The 20,219-nt window shown below is 65.9% G+C and carries 18 protein-coding genes; 7 read left to right on the forward strand and 11 right to left on the reverse strand.

The genetic code is table 11. The features are described 5' to 3' along the window. Positions 1-210: 210 nt before the first annotated feature. The gene (locus OCW50_RS05935) at positions 211-1,146 is read left to right on the forward strand and encodes a ribokinase (protein WP_262296796.1); all 936 of its coding nucleotides are present in this window, start codon (positions 211-213) and stop codon (positions 1,144-1,146) included. Here OCW50_RS05935 and OCW50_RS05940 read toward each other — a convergent pair. The 8 genes from OCW50_RS05940 to xylB form a co-directional block, all read right to left on the reverse strand. Next, a complete protein-coding gene (locus tag OCW50_RS05940; RefSeq protein ID WP_262296797.1) occupies positions 1,137-2,399 on the reverse strand; it encodes an AGE family epimerase/isomerase in 1,263 nt (420 codons plus the stop codon). The two genes, OCW50_RS05935 and OCW50_RS05940, sit on opposite strands and share 10 nt — an antisense overlap. 17 nt (positions 2,400-2,416) lie before the next feature. Continuing rightward, positions 2,417-3,367 (reverse strand): carbohydrate kinase family protein, encoded by a 951-nt coding sequence (locus OCW50_RS05945; protein ID WP_262296798.1) that lies wholly within the window; start codon positions 3,365-3,367, stop codon positions 2,417-2,419. Positions 3,368-3,421: 54 nt separating this feature from the next. Next, positions 3,422-5,026 carry a ribulokinase gene (locus OCW50_RS05950; RefSeq protein ID WP_262267915.1) on the reverse strand — a complete coding sequence of 535 codons (1,605 nt, stop codon included), beginning with the start codon at positions 5,024-5,026 and terminating at the stop codon, positions 3,422-3,424. A gap of 47 nt (positions 5,027-5,073) precedes the next feature. Beyond that, a complete protein-coding gene (locus tag OCW50_RS05955; protein WP_315974400.1) occupies positions 5,074-5,769 on the reverse strand; it encodes an L-ribulose-5-phosphate 4-epimerase in 696 nt (231 codons plus the stop codon). 76 nt (positions 5,770-5,845) lie between these two features. Next, positions 5,846-6,781, reverse strand: a complete 936-nt coding sequence (locus OCW50_RS05960) for an ABC transporter substrate-binding protein (RefSeq protein WP_262267914.1) — start codon at positions 6,779-6,781, stop codon at positions 5,846-5,848. Between the two features lie 131 nt (positions 6,782-6,912). Next, positions 6,913-7,944, reverse strand: coding sequence for an ABC transporter permease subunit (locus tag OCW50_RS05965; RefSeq protein ID WP_262296799.1), 1,032 nt, complete (start codon positions 7,942-7,944; stop codon positions 6,913-6,915). Beyond that, complete coding sequence (locus OCW50_RS05970; RefSeq protein WP_262296800.1) at positions 7,941-9,470, reverse strand: sugar ABC transporter ATP-binding protein; 1,530 nt, start codon at positions 9,468-9,470, stop codon at positions 7,941-7,943. Before OCW50_RS05970 ends, OCW50_RS05965 begins: the two co-directional genes overlap by 4 nt. A 257-nt stretch (positions 9,471-9,727) precedes the next feature. After that, positions 9,728-11,197, reverse strand: a complete 1,470-nt coding sequence (xylB, locus tag OCW50_RS05975) for a xylulokinase (RefSeq protein ID WP_262296801.1) — start codon at positions 11,195-11,197, stop codon at positions 9,728-9,730. 183 nt (positions 11,198-11,380) lie between these two features. Between xylB and OCW50_RS05980 the strand changes: the two genes are divergently transcribed. Both OCW50_RS05980 and OCW50_RS05985 read left to right on the forward strand, forming a co-directional pair. Next, positions 11,381-12,097 carry a sigma-70 family RNA polymerase sigma factor gene (locus tag OCW50_RS05980; protein ID WP_262296802.1) on the forward strand — a complete coding sequence of 239 codons (717 nt, stop codon included), beginning with the start codon at positions 11,381-11,383 and terminating at the stop codon, positions 12,095-12,097. Between the two features lie 200 nt (positions 12,098-12,297). Beyond that, positions 12,298-12,729: a hypothetical protein gene (locus OCW50_RS05985; protein ID WP_262296803.1), complete on the forward strand. Its 432-nt coding sequence runs from the start codon at positions 12,298-12,300 to the stop codon at positions 12,727-12,729. A 24-nt stretch (positions 12,730-12,753) separates the two neighbouring features. Here the strand turns inward: OCW50_RS05985 and OCW50_RS05990 are convergent, their stop codons facing one another. After that, positions 12,754-13,923, reverse strand: coding sequence for an RtcB family protein (locus OCW50_RS05990; protein ID WP_262296804.1), 1,170 nt, complete (start codon positions 13,921-13,923; stop codon positions 12,754-12,756). Positions 13,924-13,937: 14 nt separating this feature from the next. Continuing rightward, a complete protein-coding gene (locus tag OCW50_RS05995; protein WP_262296805.1) occupies positions 13,938-14,228 on the reverse strand; it encodes a hypothetical protein in 291 nt (96 codons plus the stop codon). A gap of 191 nt (positions 14,229-14,419) precedes the next feature. Between OCW50_RS05995 and OCW50_RS06000 the strand changes: the two genes are divergently transcribed. From OCW50_RS06000 to OCW50_RS06010, 3 genes are all read left to right on the forward strand, one after another. Beyond that, positions 14,420-16,129 carry an ArnT family glycosyltransferase gene (locus OCW50_RS06000; protein WP_262296806.1) on the forward strand — a complete coding sequence of 570 codons (1,710 nt, stop codon included), beginning with the start codon at positions 14,420-14,422 and terminating at the stop codon, positions 16,127-16,129. Positions 16,130-16,269: 140 nt separating this feature from the next. Beyond that, positions 16,270-17,004: a glycosyltransferase family 2 protein gene (locus tag OCW50_RS06005; protein WP_262296807.1), complete on the forward strand. Its 735-nt coding sequence runs from the start codon at positions 16,270-16,272 to the stop codon at positions 17,002-17,004. Next, on the forward strand, positions 17,004-17,369 hold the full coding sequence (locus tag OCW50_RS06010) for a lipid-A-disaccharide synthase N-terminal domain-containing protein (protein WP_262296808.1): 366 nt from the start codon (positions 17,004-17,006) through the stop codon (positions 17,367-17,369). The genes OCW50_RS06005 and OCW50_RS06010 overlap by 1 nt, the downstream gene beginning before the upstream one ends. 366 nt (positions 17,370-17,735) lie before the next feature. Here OCW50_RS06010 and metC read toward each other — a convergent pair whose 3' ends face one another. After that, positions 17,736-18,932: a cystathionine beta-lyase gene (gene metC / locus OCW50_RS06015; RefSeq protein WP_262296809.1), complete on the reverse strand. Its 1,197-nt coding sequence runs from the start codon at positions 18,930-18,932 to the stop codon at positions 17,736-17,738. A 231-nt stretch (positions 18,933-19,163) separates the two neighbouring features. Between metC and OCW50_RS06020 the strand changes: the two genes are divergently transcribed. Then, a complete protein-coding gene (locus OCW50_RS06020) occupies positions 19,164-20,183 on the forward strand; it encodes an amino acid ABC transporter substrate-binding protein (RefSeq protein ID WP_262267902.1) in 1,020 nt (339 codons plus the stop codon). Positions 20,184-20,219: the final 36 nt, after the last annotated feature.

Genomic DNA, 20,219 nt, shown 5'->3' on the forward strand with positions numbered 1-20,219 from the left:
ATGACAGTTTACCGCTGCTACGCCTACCTGCGAGTCAAATGTTGAGGCAGCCTGCTTGGTTCCGGGGCATAATCCCTCTGTGGTGTGCAGGGGGGAAATAGCTGTGGATGGCTCGATGGGGTCCCGTCAGGAGCGGTCCTTCGCTGCGGATGCTCGCCATTTCGACCCTTCGAATGGTAAGGAAAGCGCCTGAAAAAAAGGCATTAGGGCATGATCATCATCTTCGGCTCGATCAACATGGACCTCGTCGCGCGGGTTCAGCGCATCGCCCGTCCGGGCGAGACCGTCCTGTCGCGCCGGGCGGACAGCTTCTTCGGCGGCAAGGGGGCCAATCAGGCCGTCGCGGCAGCCCGGGTCGGCCGCCGCGGGGGCATGCCGGTCGCCATGGCGGGCGCCGTCGGCAACGATCCCTTCGGAATGGCCTGCCTCAAGAACCTCGAGGCGAACGGGGTTGAGGTCAGCGCGATCAGGGTCACCGAGGAGCCGACCGGCTGCGCGTTCATCACCGTCGACGAGACGGGAGAGAACGCCATCACGGTCGCCAGCGGCGCCAATATGGCGCTGCGTTCATCCGATCTGTCCGATTCGCTCCTGTCGCAGGCCTCCGTTCTGGTGCTCCAGATGGAAGTGCCGGTCGCCGACAATCTCGACGTCGCCGCGCGGGCGCGCCGCGCCGGCGTCAAGGTGGTCTGGAACTTCGCGCCGGTCCCGGCCGTCGGGGAGCGCACGGCCATGGCCGAACTCCTGGCCGTGACGGACGTGCTTGTGGTGAACGAGCACGAGGCTCTCTCAATCGCCGGCATCGTGGGCGACGGCGCAGGCGACGATTTCCTCCAGGCCGGATCGGAGATCGCCGGGTCGTTCGGGCCGACCTGCATCGTCACGGCCGGTGCGCGCGGCGCCTACGCCATCACGCCGGACGGCGCCCGGACCCATGCGACGGCACGCCCGATCACGCCGGTCGACACGACCGGAGCGGGAGACACCTTCGTGGGTGTTCTCGCCAACGGACTGGCCGAGGGACTGGAGACCGGCCGGGCAATGGAGCGGGCGTGCGCCGCCGCATCCCTGTCCTGCCTGACGGCCGGCGCCCAGGCGGGAATGCCCCGACGGGAGGATCTGGAGCGGCACCTCGCTCAGGGCTGAGAAACGGCGCTGCTCTCGGGAATGACCTTGGTCAGGCTGCCGGTCGCCGGGAACAGGGGAATCAGGCAGGCCTGCAGGGCGTGGTAGAGATCGGGCTTGCCGGTGAACAGGGTCGTTCCCGGCTTCAGGTTTTCCGTGAGCTCCGGACGCCATCCGCCCTGGCGCCGGTCGATCAGATGGCGATCGGCGAAGCCCCAGAGGGCGCGGTACCACTGCTCGTGGAAGTCGCTCGGGCTGTGCTCGTTCAGGAAGGCGGCCGCGCCGATGGCCTCGGCGCAGGGCCACCACAGCTTGTGCGGCAGCCTCGGCTTGTCGTCCCAGTCCAGGGCATAGAAGAAGCCCCCCTTGTCCTTGTCCCATCCGAGCTCGATGGACTGCCGGAACAGTTCACGGGCGGCCTCCGGCATCCAGGCATGGCGCCTGCCCCCAAGCGTCCAGAGCTGGAGGACGAGACGGGCCCATTCGAGCCAGTGGCCCGGCGTGGTGCCGTAGGGTCGGAACACGTCGTACCCGCGATAGTCCTTGTCCAGGCTCCAATCCGCATGGAAGTGCTCGGCGACACGATAGCCGAGAGAAGCGGCGTGACGGCCGATGATCAGCCCGGCGATCCGCTCCGCCTTGTCGAGATAGGCCCGGTCGCCGGTCGCCTCGAAGGCCGCCATGAGCGACTCGGTGAGGTGCATGTTGGAGTTCTGGCCCCGATACTGGCTCAAAGGCTGCCAGTCGCGGGAGAACTCCTCCGTCACGGCGCCGTGCTGCTCCTCCCAGAATCGCTCGTCGAGAACCCGGGTGATGTCCTGGAGCAGACGATCCGCCAGGGGATGACCGACGACCTTGGCGCTCGAGGCCGCCAGCAACACGAACGCATGCCCATAGGCTTGCTTCGTGTCGTCCTGAGGACCGTCGTTATCGAGTGACCAGACATAGCCGCCGTCCCGGGCGTCGCGATGGGCATTCCAAAGGTAGTTCATGCCGTGATCGACGATCGCATCGCATCCGGGCCGGCCGAGCAGGGTGCCGATGGCGAAGCAATGCACCATGCGGGTGGTGTTGTGGATCTGCCTGACCGGATTGGCCGTCTCGATCGGCTGACCTGCATCGTCGAGATCGAAGAAGCCGCCGGCCGGGTTGATGATGCCGCGCTCGAAGAATGCGAACAGATGGTCGGCCTGCTCGAACAGCCATGTCCGGTGGAACCGGTTGGAGCGCCAGGTCGGGCCGACGGGAGGGAGGACGGGCTGGGATATCGTCATGACGGGTTCCGTTGTGATCAGGCGCGGGCCGCCATGAATTGTTCGACCTCCGCCCAGGAGGGCGGATTGGCACCGCGGCGAGTGCAGACGATCGCCGCCGCGGCGGCGCCGAAATCGAGGGCTGCCGTGACTTGCGCGTCGGTCAGTCCGGCGATTCCGCCGGGCGTGAGCAGGTTGTTGGCGTCGAGCCAGGAGAGAAGACCGGCGTGGAACGTGTCGCCGGCACCGACCGTATCGACCACGTCGATCCTGGGAGCGGGGCGCTCCGCGATCCTGTCGCCGAAGGCCGCCAGAGGCCCCTTCTCGCCGCGGGTCACGATGACGAGCTTGGGGCCGCGCTGGAGCCAATTCCGGGCCGCGCCCGCGAGATCCTGGGTCGAGTAGAGGATTTCGATGTCTTCATCGCTCGCCTTCACGATATCGGCATGGGCGAGCAGGCGCTCGAAGCGCTCGCGATAGGCCTTGAGGTCCCCGACGACGCGCGGCCGGACGTTCGGATCGAGCGAGATCACACGCGTCCCGGCCTCCCGGCGGAGCAGGGTTTCGATGGCGCTCGCGATCGGCTCGACGCCGAGGGCATAGGAGCCGGCCGCGATGGCGCTCACATCCGCCGGCAGTTCGGCGGGAAGAGCCTCGGGCGTGAGAGCCCGGTCGGCACTGTTGGGCGCGTAGAAGGAATATTGCGGCTGCCCCGACCCGTCCGTCGCCACGACGCTCAGCGTCGTGTAGTTCGGGCAGCGCTGGATGTAGTCCGGACTCACCCCGGATTCGGCGAGCTTCTCGGCCAGGAACGTGCCGAACACGTCGTCCGACAGGGTGGACAGGAAGCCCGACGGACGCCCGAGCCGTCCGATGCCGATGGCCACATTGAAGGGCGATCCGCCGGCCACAGCCTCTGCCGGAAAGCCGGTCTGAGAGGATGCCCCGATGAAGAGGTCGATCAGGGCTTCGCCACATACCAGGATCATCAAAAGCCTCCGAACAATACCCTGATGACAGTCATGAACGCCTGCCATGCCCGATCAGGGATCGGGCATGGCATCCGGCGGAACGGGCTCCGAAGGAAGAGCCGCGATCCGCTTGAGGTCGCGCAATATATGATCCAGCGAGACCGGTCCAGAGACGCCCCCGAAGCCGAAATAGAGGGTCCGGTAATGGGCGAAGAGCTGCTCGTAGATCGCGTGGGCTGCCGGGTCCGGCTCGAAGGCGCGGAAGGGCAGGCAGATCGCCTCCTGGGCGCTGTCGAGATTAGGATGCGATCCGGCCGCGAGGCTCGCGAAGATGCTCGAGCCGAGACCCGTCGGGATGCCGTTCGGCACCAGCACGGGCCGGCCGAGCACATTCGCATAGACCTGGTTCAGCACCGCATTGTGCTGCGGGATTCCGCCCGCATTGATGACCCGCTCGACCGGGACCCCGCCCTCGGCCATGCGCTCCAGGATGATGCGCGTATGGAAGGCGGTGCCTTCGATAGCGGCAAAAAGCTCGTCCTGCGCGGTGTGCAGCAGGTTCCAACCCAGGGTGATGCCGCCGAGATCGGCCTTCACGAGAACCGTCCGGTCGCCGTTGTCCCAGGTCAGGCGCAGCAGGCCGGTCTGACCGGCCCGGTACTGCTCCAAGCCTTTCGACAGCTCCTTGACGTTGGTATTGGCCCGCCGGGCGATCGCCTCGAAGATGTCGCCCGTGGCCGAGAGCCCCGCCTCGATGCCGACGAGCCTGGGGTCGACGCTGCCGGGTACGACGCCGCACACGCCCTCGATCAGGCTCGTATCCTCGGCTATCGCGATGATGCAGGTCGAGGTGCCGACCACGTTGACCACGTCGCCGACCCGGCAGCCCGCCCCGATGGCGTCCCAATGGGCGTCGAAGGCTCCGACGGGAATCGGGATGCCGGGCTTCAGGCCGAGCCGCTCCGCCCAGCCAGGGGTCAGGTGCCCGGCCACGACGTCGGACGTGACGTAGTCGCCGGCGAGCTTCTCGCGGATGCCGTCGAACAGCGGATCGACCTTGGACAGGAAGTCCTGCGGCGGCAGGCCGCCCCAGCGCGGGTTCCACATCCATTTGTGGCCCATGGCGCAGATGCTGCGCTTCAGGCGAGCGGGATCGGTCACGCCGGTCAGGGTGGCGGCGACCATGTCGCAATGCTCCAGCGCCGTCACGAGCCGGTCGCGCTTGTCCGGGTTGTGGCGCAGCCAGTGCAGCAGCTTGGAGAAGCCCCATTCGTGGGAATAGACGCCGCCGCACCACTGGATGGCTTCGAGGCCCTCCTGATGGGCCAGGCGGGTGATCTCCTCGGCCTCGGATTTCGCCCGGTGGTCGCACCAGAGGTAATATTCGTCGAGCGGCTCCAGTCCCTCGCCCACCATGACCACGCTGGACCCGGTGGTATCGATGGCAAGGGCCGCGACGTCCTCGCCGTTCACGCCGGCCGACTCGAGAGCGCCGCGCATGGCGCGGGCGAGCGCGTCCATGTGGTCTGCATGGGCCTGGGTGGCGTAGTCGGGGTTCTCACGCCTGCGATGAAGCGGGTACTCGGCCGTCGCGAGGCCGAGGGGGCCTTTCCGATCGTCGACGAGGGTGACCCGGACACTCAGGGTGCCGAAATCGACACCGGCTACGACGGCCATCTGTATCTCCCGAAGCGGGGTGTTGGTGGTTGTAACAGGGTGCGAGGCTACTTCTCGGCCTGGCCATAGGTCGCCGTCGCGCCGTGCTTGCGGAAATAGTGCCGGTCGAGGAGCGCCTGGGAGACCCCGGGCGCGTTCGGCTGCAGCGAAAACGTGTACATGGCCATGCGGGCGACCGCTTCCAGAACGACCGCGTTGTGAACGGCATCGTCCGGCGTTCTGCCCCAGGCGAAAGGCCCGTGGCCGGCCACGAGGGCGGCCGGCACCTCCATGGGGTCCCGGTTGCCGAAAGTGTCCGTGATGGCCACCCCCGTGGCGCGGACGTAATCGTTCTTGATCTCGTCCGCCGTCAGCTCCCGGGTGACCGGAACCGGCCCGTAGAAATAATCGGCATGAGTGGTGCCGAGCGGCGGGATCGGGCGGCAGGCCTGGGCCCAGGCGACCGCATGTTCGGAATGCGTATGCACCACGCCGCCGATCTGCGGGAAGGCCTTGTAGAGATGGATATGGGTGTCGAGGTCCGAGGAGGGGCGCAGCTCACCCCAGACGACCTTGCCGTCGAGATCCGTAACGACGAGGTCGTCGGCCTTCATGCGCTCGTAGGGCACGCCGCTCGGCTTGATGACCACGAGGTTGTCCTCGCGGCTGATGCCGCTGACGTTGCCGAACGTGTAGAGGACGAGCCCGCGGCGCACCACTTCGAGATTGGCCTCCAGAACCTGCTCGCGCAGCTGCTTCAACATCGGGATGCCTCCTGATAGCCCATGAACGGAAAAGGCGGCCACGGCTCGCGCCGTGGCCGCCGAATGTCAAGGAAAATCAGCGGACGGCCTGCCAGCCCTTGTAGTCCTTGATGTTGTCGGCGGTGATCAGCTTCGGCTCGAGCAGCACGACGTTCTTCTCGGGCTTCTTGCCGTTCACGATGCCGACCGCGAGCTCATAGGACTGGGCCGCCATGATGTACGGGTCCTGCGAGGCCGAAGCCTTGATCAGGGAGTTGCCCGACTTCAGCTCGGTCTCGATGTCCGGAGCGCCGTCGACCGCCGTGATGATGAACTCGTTGCGGTTGAGCTGCTTGGCCGCTAGGTTGATGCCGATGGCGGTCGGATCGTTGATCGCGAACACGGCGTCGATCTTCGGGAAGCGGGTCAGCAGGCTCTGGCCGACGGCGAAGCCGCCCTCACGGGAGCCCTTGGCGTCCTGATTGTCCGAGAGAACCTTGATGTCCGGGAACTTGGCGAAGACGTTCTTGCAGCCCTTCACGCGATCCGTGATCGACGAGACCTGCGGGCCGTTCACGATGAGGACGTCACCCTTGCCCTTGAGATGGTCGGCGATGTACTGGCAGGCGAGCTCGCCCGCCTTGACGTTGTCCGTCATCACCGTGACGTCGGCGCCTGCGGCCGCCACGTCGAAGGCGGCCACGACCATGCCGCCCGCCTGGGCGCGCTTCACCGACGGCTCGATCGCCTTCGGGTCGACCGCGTTGATCATCACGATGTCCGTTCCGGCCGCCGTGAAGTTGTCCATCTGGGTGAATTGCTTGTTCAGGTCGTAGTCCGCCGACACGGACGTGATCTTCGCCCCGGGGGTGATCTCCTTGGCCTTGGCTTCGATGCCCTTGATGGTCGCGACGAAGAACGGGTTGCCGAGCAGGCCGACCGAGATGCCGACGTTCTTGACGTCCTTGGCGTAGGCCGGGGCGGCCAGGCCCGCAACGATGGCGAGGCCGAGTGTGAGACGGGAAACAGCCATTGATTCCTCCAAGTGTCCTTTGCAAGTGTCCTTGTACGGGTGTCTTATGCTCCGCGCCCCCCCGGAGCCTGTGCTCGTCGTCCGGGGGATCGCTTATACGAGCGCCCGGGACGGGCGCTGGTATTCCTTGATCAGGTGCGCGCCGATCCCTTGAGGCGGTAGCGGTCGAGTGCCACGGCCCCGATGATCACGAGCCCCTTGATGATGAACTGCCAGATGTCGGAGACGCCCACCAGGATCAGGCCGTTCGACAGGATGGCGATGATGAGCGCGCCGATGAGGGTGCCCCAGATCGATCCGATGCCGCCGACGAAGCTGGTGCCGCCGAGGATCACGGCCGCGATGGCGTCGAGTTCGTAGGACTGCCCGAGCTGCAATCCGTTCGCGGCGAAGAGGCGCGCCGCCGACATGACGCCGCCGAGACCCGCCGCGAGTCCCGAGAAGGCATAGACGAAGAGCAGCACCGCCCAGACCTTGATGCCGGTCAGGCGGGCCGCGTCCGGGTTGCCGCCGACCGCGTAGATATGGACCCCGAGCACCGTCCTTCGGAGGATGAACCAGGAAATGATCACGACCGCGAAGGCGATCCACACGAGCCAGGGCAGGCCGAACAGGGTGCCGTTGCCGATGAACGCGAAGGGGAGCTGCGGGTTGAACTGGGTCGTGTCCCCGCCGAGAAGGCGAGCGAGACCGCGCACGGCCGTCAGAGAGCCCAGGGTGACGATGAAGGGCGGCAGCTTGGCGAAGGCGATGAGCGCGCCGTTCACCAGGCCGAGCCCCAAACCCGCCAGTAGGGCCGCGGGAATCCCGAGCATGCCCCAATCCGGGATCAGGGAGCCCAGGATCGCCACCATGGCGGAGGCGGCCAGGATCGAGCCGACGGACAGATCGATGCCGCCGGTCAGGATCACGAAGGTCATGCCGGCTGCCAGCACGGTGTTGATCGAGGCCTGCTGCATGACGATCGACAGGTTCTGGAAGCTCAGGAACCGACCGGACATGAGCTCGAACACGATGCCCAGGATGATGAGCACCGGCAGCATGCCGATGGCCTGCAGGGTGGAGCGCCAGGCAAGCCGGCGCTGAAGGCTTTGCGACGCCGCATCGGCGCCTTTGACTCCGGTCGCTTGCATGCCGGCGCTGGACTCGTTCGGGGATGTCATTCGGCCGCTTCCCTTACACCTGTCGCGATGGTGATGATGTTTTCCTGTGTCACGGGCGGGTGGCCGGCGCCGCCGACCTCGCCGGCGAGCCGGCCTTCGCGCATGACGAGGACCCGGTCGCAGATGCCGACGATCTCCGGCAGCTCGCTGGAGATCACGATGACCCCGACGCCGTTGCGGGCCAGGCTGTCGATCAGGCGGTAGATCTCCGACTTGGCCCCGATGTCGACGCCGCGCGTGGGCTCGTCCAGGATGAGGACCTTCGGCTTCGTCTCGAGCAGGCGCGACAGCAGAACCTTCTGCTGGTTGCCGCCCGAGAGGCTGCCGACCGGCACCACGTCGCCCGCGACCCGAATGCCGAGAGCGCGGATCGCCGCTGCCGCCCTCTGCTTGGCGGTTTTCAGGTTCAGCACGCCGCCCGCGCGCGCGTCGCGGCTCAGCACGTTCACGTTCACGTTGTCCCGAACCGTGAGGTCGAGGAAGAGGCCGAGATTCTTGCGATCCTCGGTCAGGTAGACGACACCGGCCTCGATGGCGTCCTCCGGCTCGGCGATCGAAAGGCGCTTGCCTTCCAGGAAGACCTCGCCGGTCGTGCGAGGGTCGGCGCCGTAGATGAGGCGCGCGAGTTCGGTGCGGCCCGCCCCGACGAGGCCCGCGATCCCGAGAACCTCGCCTTCATGCAGCTCGAACGAGCAATCGTGCACCCGCACCCCGTCGCCCATGCTGCGAACGGCGAACATCACGGGGCCGCGGCTCTGATGGGCATCGTGCTCCTTCTTGTAGAAGGAGGACAGGTCGCGACCGACCATCATCTGAACGAGGCGCTCGGCCGAGATCTCGTCGCCCACGAGCGTGCCGACATAGGAGCCGTCGCGAAGCACCGAGACGCGCTCGGCCAACTCGTAGATCTCAGCCATCCGATGGCTGATATAGATGATGGCGAGCCCTTCCGCCCGCAGCTGCCGCACGAGAGCGAACATCGCCTCGGTCTCGCGGGAGGAAAGGGAGGTCGTGGGCTCGTCCATGACCAGAATGCGGGAATTCGCGATGAGCGCCCGGGCGATCTCCACGAGCTGCCGCTCGGCCATGGACAACTCGCTGACCTTGGTGGTCGCCTTGAAGTGCACGCCGAGACGTTCCAGCACCGTCTGGCAGGCCTTCTCCATGGAGCGCCGGTCGACCATGGGGCCGGACGTATGCTCCCGCCCGAGCAGCATGTTCTCCGCGACGCTCAGGTTGGGGGCGAGGGAGAGCTCCTGATAGATGATGGAGATGCCGTGGTGGCGCGCCGTCAGCGGTCCGTCGATCGTGACGGGTTGGCCGTTGATGCGGATCTCCCCGCCCGAATCGGCCTGATAGGCGCCGGACAGGATCTTCATCAGCGTCGATTTGCCGGCGCCGTTCTCTCCCATCAGGGCATGGATCTCGCCGGGATACACGGTGAGGGAGACGTTCGAGAGGGCCTTCACGCCCGGGAACGTTTTGGAGATGTCCTTCATCTCGAGGATCGGAGCGGATCCTGTCATGGGCGTTTCCCTAAAGGCGCTTTATTCAAGCGGCAGTTTTCAGCCTTGAATTCTGAAGACTCTATCATGCCAAAAGTTGGACCGGATCAGAAGGGATTGTGACTGCCCTAAATGCTTCATTTCAATCGGGTTTCAATCCCTCCTTTTGAGCCGTGCACGACAGCCCACAACTTTTCGCGCGCGTCGCCCTTCGAGCATCCGCTGGAAAGGACCTGAAAGCTATAATGTAGCGTAAGCGGCGCGTGCTGGACCCGCCGTCACAGTCGCATGAATTCCGGCTTCAAGGCCCGATACAGGCCGCGGAAAGCCTCGATCCTCGGACCGTAGAGTTCGACCAGGCGCGGGTCGGGCTCGATCGTCGCGAGGACATCGGGCGGCGTGCAGACGGCCTGAGGCTCTTCCCCGGTCACGGCCAGCCGCGCAAGGCGGGCGGCGCCGAAGGCCGGTCCCTTGTCGCTGCCCTGGTAGCGCAGCATGGGGACGTTCAGGACGCTCGCGAAAATCCTGGCCCAGAAGACGCTTCGGGATCCGCCGCCGATCATGCCCGCATAGGCGAGGGGCGTCCCTGCCTGCTCGAGGCATTGCTTCGCGTCGGCGAAACTGAACGCGACGCCTTCCAGGATCGCCTGCACCAGATCGGTCTGGTCGGTCCGGGGCGAGAGCCCGAAGAAGACGCCGCGTGCATAGGGATCGTTGTGCGGGGTCCGCTCACCGGCAAGGTAGGGCAGGAACAGCACCGAGGACGGCTTGCTGTAAGTGGCTTCGGTTTCGCCGAGCAATTCGCCGATGTCCCTTTTCAGGACATGGGCGCCCCATGCCAGACAGCTTGCCGCGTTCAGCATGGCGGCCATCTGAAACCAGCGTCCCGGCACCGCGTGACAGAAGGAATGAACCACGGCCTCGGGCGCCGGGCTGAAATCCCGGGTGGTGACGAAAAGCTGCCCGGAGGTCCCGAGCGAGATGAACGCCGACCCATCCTCGATGGCGCCGAGGCCGACGGCGCCGGCCGCCGCATCGCCCGCGCCGCCGGCCACGATCACGTCGCTCCGCAGGCCCCAATGCCGGGCGACGTCGGCCAGGACCGTGCCCGAGGGCTGCGAGCCTTCGACGAGCCTCGGCATGTGATCGCGGGTCAGGCCCGTCGCAGCCAGTGCCGCATCCGACCAATCGCGCTTGGCTTCGTCGAGCCACCAGGTGCCGGCTGCATCGGACATCTCCGTCGCGATCTCACCGGTGAGCTTGAAGCGTATGTAATCCTTCGGCAGCATCACCTTGCGGACGCGGCGGAACACCTCCGGTTCGTGCCGGGCCAGCCAGGCGAGCTTCGGAGCGGTGAAGCCGGGCATCGGGATCACCCCCATGGCCTGCGAGAGCTCGGGATGCTGCTCTGCCAGTTCCTGCGCCTCCCGGAACGAGCGGCCATCGTTCCAGAGGATCGCCGGACGGAGGGGACGATCGTTTTCGTCGAGCAGCACGGCCCCGTGCATCTGCCCCGAGAGGCCGATGCCGCGGATATCCGCCAGGGCCGTGGCGGCTTCGGCCTGCAGCCGATCGAGCGCGGATCGCACGGCCGCCCACCAGGTGTCGGGATCCTGCTCCGACCAGAGATCGTGCGGTCTCGAGACCTTCAGGGGAACGTCGGCTTCCGCAACGGCGGACTGCGCATCGTCGACGAGAATCGCTTTCACCGCCGAGGTGCCGACATCGATGCCGAGGTAATGAGCCACGCCGCATGCTCCTTGGATGGTTGCCGGCCTTCGTTTGGCCGCATGTTCGAACGAGCATATAACGCAGCCTGGGCGCTTAGGCATACAGGGGATGAGATCCAGAGGCGTGGCCATGAAAAAATCTCATGGTCGAAATGCCGCTCGGATATTTAAATGGCCGCGGCACGCACCAGATAGTTCCGCATGCCAGAGAATCTCAAAAACCAGTCCGAGTTCACCCATCCCGACGCGCCGACCTCGGCGGCTGCGCTGAGCGCTGCCGTGCGGCTGCATCTGGGGAAGCAACTGCGTGCCCTCTATGGTGATCCCACGGAGGAGAAGCTGCCGCGCGACCTCGCCCGTCTTGCCGATCGCGTGGCCCAGGTTATTCGTGCTCACACCGAGCCCGTCGACCAGGAGTTCATCAACGGCGTCATGGATGCCTTGCCGAACCTGCGCGCCTTCGCTCTCTCCCTGACCGGCAAGGTCGATCAGGCGGAGGACCTGGTTCAGGACACCGTGCTCAAGGCCCTGACGAAGCAGGACACCTTCGAAGCCGGGACGAACCTGCAGGCGTGGCTCTTCACCATCCTGCGCAACGGATTCTACTCGACCCACCGCAAGACCAGCCGCGAGGTCGAGGATGGGGACGGGACCCATGCGGCCAGCATGATCGCGATCCCCGACCAGGAGGACAAGCTGGCGCTTCAGGACCTCTCGAGCGCGCTCGAGAAGCTGCCGCAGGAGCAGCGCGAAGCGATCATTCTCATCGGCGCCGAAGGGATGTCGTACGAGGATGCCGCCGAAGCCCTCGGCGTGAAGGTCGGCACGATCAAGAGCCGGGTCAATCGAGCCCGCAACCGGCTCGCCGAGCTGATGGGAACGAGCCGCGCGGAGCACGACCACTCGGCCGTCCTCTGATCCGGCAGAGCCAGCCGAGGACCTTCGGCTGGCCCGAGACGCCGGGGAGGCCAGAGGGTCCTGGACGTGGTGCCTGGCCTCGACGGTGCCTAAAATATCGGCGGCCGCATTCCGTTCCGTTTCGAACTTTTCCACAGGCTTCAAGGTTGAGCTTGTAGCTGGTGGGTGCTCGAAACCGCTCTTCTGCCAAGGAGGGGAGCATGGAACACAGGCCTCTGTCCGAACTCAGTAGCGTCGCCGACCTGAAGATCCCCGGGGATGTCCAAGCGCCGGTCCTGTCGAAGCGGGAGCGTCTCGACCGTTGGGTCGAACTGCTGGAGCAGGAGCCCGACCGTATCCTCCGGACCCTGGACGAGATCGAGTGGAAACCGAAGGCGCAGCGTCGAGCGTTGCGCGCCGACGGCTCCGCCCTGACGGTCGCCTATGCCGATCCCGTGCTCCGCAGGGCAGGGCTCCTGAGCGACAGGTTCGGGGATGCCGTCGATTTCTTCGAGGTCTCGGAGCACGACGCCCATATCGTGCTCTGCTCCTGCCATGGCGGCGAGTCGATGCGTGCGGATGAAGCGGCGCGCCGGGTGCGCGGCATCCGCTCCCCCAGTCTCTGGGCGCTCTACTTCGGCTGGTTTCGATAGCGTCTCGGCCGCCCTGGTTCTGGATCAATCCTTGTAGGGATCGAACTCGCCAGGGCCGGCCATCGCGACGGCGAAGGGCCGGAGCCTGCGCTCCACCGCGATCGTGCCTCGGTGATAGGCGAGCACATCCTCGAGGCGCCGGTAGACCATGGGGCTCTCATCCACATCGCCTCCGCGCAGGAGAATGCCCTTTTCGCGCAGCCAGGCGTCCATCTCGTCGCGGGTGAACCGGGGAGGGCGGACCCATTCTCCCGCCTTGTTCTTCTTGCCCTTCGCGTCCATGCGGCCGAAGAGGCGTCCTGCCCCATGCACCGTCGAATAGAGGCTGTCGGCGCTCTCCCTCCCGTCGATTCCGTGCAGGATGACCGCGTTGTCGCCCATGGATCCGCCAACGAAGCCGCGCTGCCCGGGAAACGCCGGCGTCGCGCCCTTGCGGACGACCCAGTATTCCTTGCCGCCGTGGCTCTCCCGCCAGACGAAGTTGTGGTGATTGTGCACCGTGTCGGTCACCCGACCGCCGATGATCCGGCGCACGCGCTCGACCACCCATTCCCGACCGGCATAGGCATAGAGCCCACCGAGCGTCACGCCGGCGATGTAGCTGCGCCCGATCTCGCTGTCCTGGTGGACGAGGGCGGGATCGACCTCCATGCCGTCCTTGGCCCCGCCGAGAGCGAGGTGCTTGGTGGTGATCTTGTGGCCGAGACCGCGGGAGCCGAAATGGACCCCGATCCAGACGAAGCCTTCCTCGTCCTCGAACAGGTCGACGTAGTGATTGCCCGAGCCCACCGTCCCGAGCTGTCCGGCGGCCAGCGTCTTGAGATCCCGGACACCGGCTTCCTCCCAGAGAGGGGATTCGAACAGCTCATGGTCGACCGTGACGGCGTTTTTCTGGCCGATCCCGAAGCTGATGGCACGGCCGATGTCGGCCAGGATGCGCCCCGCCTGGCCGGCGATGTCCTCGTAACGGGTGTCGAGCCGGACAGCCATGTTCCCGCAGGCGATATCGAACCCGACCCCGCTGATGGAGACATGCTCCTCATAGGCGATCACCCCGCCGATGGGATGCGCGTAGCCGAGGTGTCCGTCCGCGCAGAGCACGCCCCTGGCGGCGCTCCCGACCTGCATGCAGCGGTCCAGCTGCCGGATGGTCTTCTCGTCATGCTGGCCGTAGATTCGGGTCTTCGCCGTCACGATCGGTCTCCGGGTCAGGGGCGGTTGTACCGCTCGCGCAGGCGCTCGATCTCCCGCTGGAGGGCATCGAGGCCACGCGCAACGTCCCTGCCCATGTTCTCGACGACTCCCGTTCCCGCGGCCACGTCCGGGCAATCCAGCGTCCCGTCCCGTCGGTGCCGGGGCGAGATGCCCCCTTGAGGGGTGAGCAGGTAGGCGCAGCCCGTATCCTCATCCCGCCAGACGACGGGCTGGTCGAGAGCGGCCACCGGGGTGGCCGACAGAACAAGGATGGACAAGGCGCAGCAGCGGCGAAACATGATCACGGCGAGACCCCCGGAACGAACCCCTCCCTCCATGGAATGCCGGCCCGCCGGCCCGTGTTCCTCCCGGCCTGCCCGCTACCATCCGTCAATTTGACTTCCCCTCCGGTTTAGAGGACATCACGCGGTTTGATGGACCTGTGCCGATGGGATATCCCGTCAGAACGCAGGCGTGCCCGCCCCCGGAGTCATTGATGGACGGTTCTGTCCCCCAGCCGCGGAGTTCATTGCGCTCTCTCTCCGTGGCCCAGTTCACGAGTGTCGTGGAGCGGAGCCATGCCCGGCTCTGCGCCGTTCTCGTCCTGCTGTCGCTCGTCTGCTTCCTGCCGGGCTTCACAACCCTTCAACCCATGGATCGGGACGAGCCGCGCTATGCCCAGGCTTCCAAGCAGATGCTGGAATCCGGCGATCTCGTGGACATCCGCTTCCAGGACGAGGCCCGGCACAAGAAGCCGGTGGGGATCTACTGGATGCAGAGCGCCAGCGTCGCCATCGGGCAGGTGCTGGGCGTGCCGGAGGCGCGGACCACCATCGCCCTCTACCGCATCCCGTCGCTTCTCGGGGCGATTGCGACGGTCCTGCTGACCTACTGGGCCGCCCTGGCCTTCTTCGGGCGACGAGGGGCGTTCCTGACGGCAGCCCTGATGGCGACCTGCGTGATTCTCATGGTGGAGGCGCGCCTCGCCAAGACGGACGCCATGCTGACCGCCTGCTCCGTGGCCGTGATGGGTGGTCTCGCGAGGGCCTATCTGAGCCGCGGCGCCGGGGTTCTGCCCCGGAGAGCCCTGCTGATCTTCTGGGCCGGTTTCGCCTTGGGGATCCTCATCAAAGGTCCGCTGGTCATCATGTTCGCGGGATTGGCCGCGGCGGTCCTCGCCTACAAGGAGCGCTCGGCGCGTTGGCTTCTCACCCTGAGGCCCTGGCTCGGCGCCGCCTTCACGCTGGCGGTGGTGCTGCCGTGGTTCGTCGCCATCGCGCTCAAGACCGGCGGCGCCTTCTATTCCGAGGCGGTCGGCCACGACATGCTGGGCAAGGTCGGGACGGCGCAGCGGTATCACTGGGCCCCGCCCGGCTTCTACCTGATCTCCTTCTTCGCGACGTTCTGGCCGGGCGCCATCCTGGCAGCCATTGCGGTGCCCTTCGCCTGGAAGCATCGCCGGGAGGAACCGGTCGCCTTCGCGCTTGCCTGGATCGTCCCGTCCTGGATCGTCTTCGAGGCCGTGCCGACCAAGCTGCCGCACTACACGCTGCCTCTGTTGCCGGCGGTGGCCATCGTCACAATCATGGCCATCTCGCGCCATTTCGTGGGTCCGCATCGGCCTGCGGCCAAGCTGGCGACCGTGATGATCCCGTTCATCCCGGTCGGCCTGACCGTCGGCCTCTCGGCGGTCGGCTGGTCGTTCGACGGGATGCTGCCCTTCCGGGCTCTCCCGTTCCTCGTAATCTCCTCCGTTCTCGCCCTCTGGGCGTGGTGGCTCTTCGTCAAGAGCCGGCTGGTGCCGACCCTGTGGGCCGGGTTCATCTCGGCGGCCTTTCTCGCGATCGGGGTTTTCGGGTTCGCGCAGCTCGATCTGCGCTCCCTCAAGATCTCGGACCGGCTGGCCGAGGTCGCCCGCAACCTGCCTTGCGAGAACCCGCAGGTCGCGACCCTCGGCTACCGGGAACCCAGTCTCGTCTTCCTGACCGGGACCAACCTCGACATGGTCGAGACGGGACCCGAGGCATCGGCGTTCCTGCGGCAGGGCGGGTGTCGGGTCGTTTTCGTGGAGAAGCGGTACGAGACGGAGTTCCGGGCGGAGAACGCGCGCCTGAAGCAGCAGCCCGCCCTCTCGACCCGGATCCAGGGATTCAATATCAACAGCGGGCGGCGGGTCGATATCGCGGCTTATGCGACGGGCTTCTAGCGCATCGTGCGGAAAAGTGGACCCGGTTTTCCGCATAAACGATGCGCCGGCCAATAGTGGAGCATCGGACCCAAAAGTGGGTCCGATGCTCTAGTCCAGATGGCGATTGTGAAGAGGCGGCCAGTGATGGCCCGTAACGGATGACTGACCTTTCTCCCGGGCCCCGCATCAGCGTCGTGGTGCCCGTCAAGAACGAGGCGCTCAACATTCTCCCGCTGGTAGAGGAGATCGAGCGCGCCTGCGCGCCGCTCTCGCCCTTCGAGGTGATCTATGTGGATGACGGCTCGACCGACGAAACCGGGGACGAGGTTCTGAAGGCCCGGACCACACGGCCCTGGCTGCGCCTCGTCCGGCACGAGGCGAGCTGTGGGCAGAGCGCCGCGGTCCGGACCGGCGTCCACGCGGCCCGGGGGGCGATCGTCATCACCCTCGACGGGGACGGGCAGAACGACCCTGCCTTCATCCCCCGGCTCGTGGCGGCCCTCGATGACCCTCAAACGGCCCTCGTTGCCGGCCAGCGGGTCGGACGGAAGGACGGCACCTACAAGAAATGGCAGTCCCGGATCGCCAATGGGGTGCGGGGGAGGATCCTGAAGGACGGGACGCGCGACACGGGCTGCGGCCTCAAGGCCTTCCGGCGCGACGTCTACCTGCGGCTGCCCTATTTCGACGCCCTGCACCGCTTCATGCCGGCCCTGGTCAAGCGTGAAGGGTACCGGATCGCCCATGTGGACGTGGTCGACCGGCCCCGTCATGCCGGCCGGTCGAATTACGGGATGTTCGACCGGCTCTGGGTCGGCATCCTTGATTTAGCCGGAGTCTGGTGGTTGATCCGCCGCCGCCGCCGCGTTCCCGCTGCTCAGGAAATCGTCTGATGTTGATGCGCCTTTCACACGATCTGGGACTTTATTTCTATGACCTTGTCGTCGCCCGGTTCGATCTTTGGGCGGCCTTCGGCGTTCTGGCCCAGTTCGTCTTCGGGGCCCGGTTCCTCGTGCAGTGGATCGCCAGCGAGAAGGCGGAAAAGAGCGTGATCCCCGTCGGGTTCTGGGTGCTGTCGATCTCCGGTGGCCTGATGACCCTGGTCTACGGCTTCGCCCGCAGCGACATCGTCATCATCCTGGGCCAGGCCTTTTCGATCTTCATCTACATTCGCAACCTGATGCTCATCGCGAAAGAGAAGCGAAAGATTGCCGCTACGGCGGTTTCGGGGTCCCAGGCGCAGGCTCCGGCCGCCTAGCGCACCGTGCGAAAAAGTGGGCCCGGTTTTTCGCCCTCAACGATGCGCCGGCCAAGAGTGGAGCATCGAACAATCGGGATCACCGGGACAAGCCCGGTGATGACGTGAGAGGGTGGCATGAGGCGGTGACAACACCCTCCCCACGTCATGGCCGGCCTTGTGCCGGCCATCCCGATCGGAAGAGCGCGGCGCCTCTCGCATCGGGATCACCGGGACAAGCCCGGTGATGACGAGGGGGTGACCATCCGGCCGAACGATCAGGACAGGGGCCCGAACGATGCGCGGCTTAAGGATGTGAGGATCGGACCCAAGCGTGGTCCCACCGTTCACGTCCGATGCCCTAAGCGCGCCTGAGCCCGAGAAAGCCTAGGCTGCCTTGGCGTCCGTCTCGCGGAGGCGGGTAAACCCGGCATCCAGGTCCCGCTTCAGGTCCTCGAGATCCTCCAGGCCGATGTGGAAGCGCAGGGCGTGACCGCCGGGCTCCCATGTGGTTGCCGTGCGATAGGCGGCGCAGTTGAAGGGGATCACGAGGCTCTCGAATCCGCCCCAGGAATAGCCCATTCCGAACAGCGACAGGCCGTCGAGCATGGCGGCGAGGGCCCGGTCCGAGCAGGGCTTCAGGATGATCGAGAAGAGGCCGGATGAGCCCTTGAAGTCCCGCTTCCAGATCTCATGACCCGGATCGGTCGCGAGGGCGGGGTGGAGGACCCTTGCCACCTCCGGGCGGGTTTCGAGCCAGCGGGCCATCTCGAGCGCTTGGCTCCCGTGCTCCCTCAGGCGAAGGGCCATGGTGCGCAGGCCCCGCAGACCCAGGAACACGTCTTCCGGTCCGGGGCACATGGCAAAGGAGTCGTAAGTCTCGCGCAGGCGCTTGAAGCAACGGTCATTGGCCGAGACCATGCCGAGCAGCAGGTCCGATCCGCCGCTCAGGTACTTGGTGCCGGCCTCAATGGCCATGTCCACCCCGCGCTCGTGCGGCGGGAAGAGCAGGGGGGTCGCCCAGGTATTGTCCATGAGGACGACGGCCCCATGACGGTGCGCCACCTCGGCGATGGCGGGGATGTCCTGCATCTCGAGGGACTGGGAGCCGGGAGCCTCGGTGAACACGGCCGTGGTGTTCGGTCGGATGAGAGCCTCGATCCCGGGGCCGATCTGCGGGTCGTAATAGGTGGTTTCCACACCAAAATTCTTGAGCACGCCGTTGCAGAATTGCCGGGTCGGCAGGTAGACCGAATCCGTCATCAGCAGATGGTCGCCGGCCTTCAGGCATGACATCAAGGCCACCGTGACGGCAGCGAGCCCCGATGGGGCAAGCACGGTTCCGGCGCCGCCGGTCAGTTCCGTCCAGGCGACTTCAAGGGAGTTGGTGGTCGGAGTCCCTTTCGTCCCATAGGAATACCGCCCGCGCCGGTGCAGCAGATCGTCGGTGGTCGCGTACAGCACGGTCGAGCCGCGGTAGATCGGCGTATTGATGAATCCGTGCTGCTCGAACGGCTCCCGCCCGGCATGCACGAGGCGGGTTCGTTCGGATAGGTTTTGGGGCTTTGGAGGGAGTTTTGACATCGCTTCAAGGGCTTGCTGAGGAGATTCCGATCTGAGACCGGGCCGCTCCTGCCGTCAAGTCAGGCAAGAAATGCCTTCCATCAAGACTTGACCAGTGATTAATCATGGAATGTGATGGATCTCGATGCCGTCTCAGCCGAGGCGGCGTAGACCGGTCTATCCGGGGCCCGGCTGGGGGGTCATAACCATAAGCGGCCGAGCCATGTGGAACTATTGGGAGAAGATACAAACATGAAAAAGGCTCTCGTATCGATTGCCTTCGGCCTGACAGCCAGCCTGCTCGCGACGGGCGCTTCCGCCCAGGCGACGCTCAACAGCGTGAAGCAGAAGGGCTTCCTGACCTGCGGCTCGAACACGGGTCTCGCCGGTTTCGGCCAGCCGGATGCTCAGGGCAACTGGACCGGACTCGACGTCGATTTCTGCCGCGCCATTGCGGCCGCCATCTTCGACGATCCGACCAAGGTTCGCTTCATTCCGCTCGCCGCCAAGGACCGTTTCACGGCCCTCCAGTCCGGCGAAGTGGACGTGCTGTCCCGCAACTCCACCGTGACGATGTCGCGCGACACGCAGCTCGGCCTCGACTTCCCTGCCATCAACTACTTCGACGGCCAGGGCTTCATGGTCCGCAAGAAGCTCGGCGTTTCCTCCGCCAAGGAGCTGAACGGCGCCTCGATCTGCACCCAGCAGGGCACCACCACCGAGCTCAACCTCGCCGACTACTTCCGTGCCAACAACATGAAGTACGAAGTGGTGGCTTTCGCGACCTCGGACGAGACGTTCAAGGCCTATGACGCCGGCCGCTGCGACGCCTTCACGACCGACGCTTCCGGCCTCTACGCCGAGCGCCTGCGCGCCTCGGCCCCGGACGATCATATCGTTCTGCCGGAAATCATCTCGAAGGAGCCGCTCGGTCCGGCCGTCCGCCATGGCGACAACCAGTGGGGCGACATCGTCCGCTGGACCCACAACGCCATGCTGAACGCCGAAGAGCTCGGCGTGACCAAGGCCAATGTGGACCAGATGAAGACCTCCGAGAACCCGGAGATCAAGCGTCTTCTCGGTACGGAAGGCAAGTTCGGCGAGGCCGTGGGCCTGACCAACGACTGGGCCGTGCGCATCATCAAGCACGTGGGCAATTACGGCGAGGTGTTCGAGAAGAACGTCGGCGAAGGCTCGCGCCTGAAGATCAAGCGCGGTCAGAACGCCCAATGGACGAAGGGCGGCCTGCAATACGGCATCCCGATCCGCTAAGCTGTTGACAAAGGGGCGTCCGGACAATCCGGGCGC

It is taken from the genome of Microvirga sesbaniae (assembly GCF_025460805.1).
Classification (GTDB): domain Bacteria; phylum Pseudomonadota; class Alphaproteobacteria; order Rhizobiales; family Beijerinckiaceae; genus Microvirga; species Microvirga sesbaniae.